The 2,540-nt window shown below is 33.0% G+C and carries 2 protein-coding genes; both read right to left on the minus strand.

What is annotated here, in order from left to right; all coding sequences use genetic code 11:
• Positions 1-60 precede the first annotated feature (60 nt).
• Positions 61-693, minus strand: coding sequence for a hypothetical protein (locus tag DB891_RS17335; protein ID WP_116764827.1), 633 nt, complete (start codon positions 691-693; stop codon positions 61-63).
• 26 nt (positions 694-719) lie between these two features.
• On the minus strand, positions 720-2,048 hold the full coding sequence (locus tag DB891_RS17340) for a tyrosine-type recombinase/integrase (RefSeq protein ID WP_116764828.1): 1,329 nt from the start codon (positions 2,046-2,048) through the stop codon (positions 720-722).
• Positions 2,049-2,540: the final 492 nt, after the last annotated feature.

Genomic DNA, 2,540 nt, shown 5'->3' on the forward strand with positions numbered 1-2,540 from the left:
AGGTGGTCATTTTGAATTGGAATCAGGTGCTCACTTTAAATTGGAATTGGGTGGTCAATATCACCGGAATTTGCATTTATCTATTTCAGTTGAAAAGCTTAATGCGTTGCTGTCATTATCTAAATCAAATATAAAGCCCCCGTTCATTATGATTGGTAAATAATCAAAATCAAAATCATTTATAATTTTGTCTTTTTCTTTTTGGTAAAAGACGACATCATTTAACGGTGTTGACAATTTACGAGTGTCTATTTCGTCTATTAAATCAACGTAATAACTTTCTTTGTGTTCATTCATCCAAAAAGCCAACCAACTGACATCTATTTTGACGTTTTTAAGTTGTTCAGAGGTTAGAAAAATATATTTTGAGTTATTTTCGATTTTTTTAATACCAACACTTTTGAAACGATATAATTCTATAATCAAACCGTTGTATTTGTTTTTTTGCGCCTCAAAGTGGCTTATTTTGTTGTTGTATGCTTTTTCTATGTTTTCGGGTAACTTCTTTGTTCTAGTCATTAAATAATGCGAGCTAGCAAAATATTTTCTTCCATGTAAATCGTCTATAAATTCATCAAAATAAGCGACCTCCCAAACAGTTGAAAATAGTTCATACTTCTTTAGTAGCCAGTCAATATATTTTTCTAAATCAAGACTATAAAAGTCAATTTCTTTTATGTTAAAATCACTCATTAAATTTCTTTTAAATGGTTTTTAAATTATTGGGCTACTCTTAAAGTATTATCGCTGTTTTGGCTTGTTTCCTCATTGTTCCAATGTGCGCCCAATATTTCGGCAAATTCCGTGTTTGTTATTTTGATATAAGATAAAAATTGCGCTTCTGTGGCGTGTCCAGTTATCGCCATTATGGTTTTATTTGGCAGTTTGCCGTATAGGTTGGTGGCAAATGAACGTCTACACGTGTGAGACGATACCAAACGCCATTTTTCAAAAGTCCCCTTTTCTTTTCGGTGTATAGCAACTTCGGGGGTGGTGTCGGTTTTCTCTTTTAGTATTATTTTATTCATTTTAGCACCCTCCACAACGTTATTAAGTCCTACCGTTTGGCAAACCTCTTTGACGTATTCATTAAATTTTTGGTCTGAAATAGTATGCGGTAATTCGCCTTTTTGATAGTCTAAAATTTGCCGTACTTGTTTATGTATCGGAATTATTACTTTTTGGCTTGTTTTGTGGGTTGTAATTGTGATGTTTTTACCGTTTAGGTTGCTTTGGTCTAACCTCAAAAAATCGGATATTCTTAACCCTGTACGCAAGCCTATTATAAACAAGTCTCTAGTATTTGATAAGCGCAAATTGTCTTTAAAGTCATGCTCAAAAACCTTGTTTATTTCGGCTTCATTCAAATAAACGTCTATTGTTTCGTTTTGTATTGCCGTGAAATCCGAGTGTTTGTACTGTGGATTTATTGGCAACCCCTCCAATTCTATATTTTTGCACCACATTTTAAAGTTTGTGATATACCCGCCTATTGTGTTGTTTCCTAAATTTTCGACCGTTCGGCAGTAATCAACAAACGACCTATAAAAATTTAAGTCGATATTTTCAAAACGCAATCGGGTATCTTTGGCGGTTTCAAAATCTTTTAACTTGTTTAAAGTGGTTGTATAGTGTTGAATTGTTCTTTTTGATATGGGTTTGCCTTTGTGTAGCCTAATGGGTGCATCGTCAATGAATTTTCGCACCCAGTCCAAAAAGTATATTTTGTAACTCTCGTCTGAATTTGCACGACCAAAGAAAACATTAATAGCCTCCTTTAGCCAGTTTTTAGTAATGTGCTTCTTTTCGATGTTGTCAATATTCCATTTGTCCAAAATTGCCCCCTCTAATTCTTGCAGTTTTGAGTTAATCAAATCTTTATTTGTTGTGGTGGCTTTTTGTTTTACCTGTTGTTTTGTTTCGTTCCACTCATTACGATAAATATACAATCCCGTCCCAGTTGTAAAATCATTTATTTGCGTTGGTTTAAATCGGCAAAATATATTTGTAGGGTCGTTTTTTCCTTTTAGTATAAAATGTACTTTCATAGGTTTGTTTATTTTACGCAAATATATAGTATTCCCCTAATGTTCCCCTAAAAAAGTGTGTTTATTTGTATTTAGCTTTATCTTACTTTACTAATTTTGAAAATTTAATCTTTGTTATCCTTTATGTTTACTGGGGTTTGTGTGGATTTTAAAGGATTGGCAAAAATATTAAAATAAAGCGGGGGTTCGTCCTATTATCCGCACCAAAAGCTTCTCATTCTTGAGAAGCTTTTTTGTTTTAATCCCTTTCCTTGTCAATTCCTTTGTTCTTTATGTGAGTTGCTTTGGTGTTTTGGGGCAATCAGTTTTAAAGCCTTTGTTCGTTTATTTGATTTTGATTGTTTTGAAATTACCTCACCTATCTATAAGGTTTGATTTTCCTAATGGAACCTATCTGTTTTGATTTAATCAATTCAAATAATTAGGAGCTTAATCCCGCTATCCGTTCCAATCTTATTGGTCTCGTTTAAAAAAAAACGAGACCAATAAGGA

The sequence above is a fragment of the Flavobacterium laiguense genome (assembly GCF_003097655.1).
In the GTDB taxonomy this organism is placed as follows: domain Bacteria; phylum Bacteroidota; class Bacteroidia; order Flavobacteriales; family Flavobacteriaceae; genus Flavobacterium; species Flavobacterium laiguense.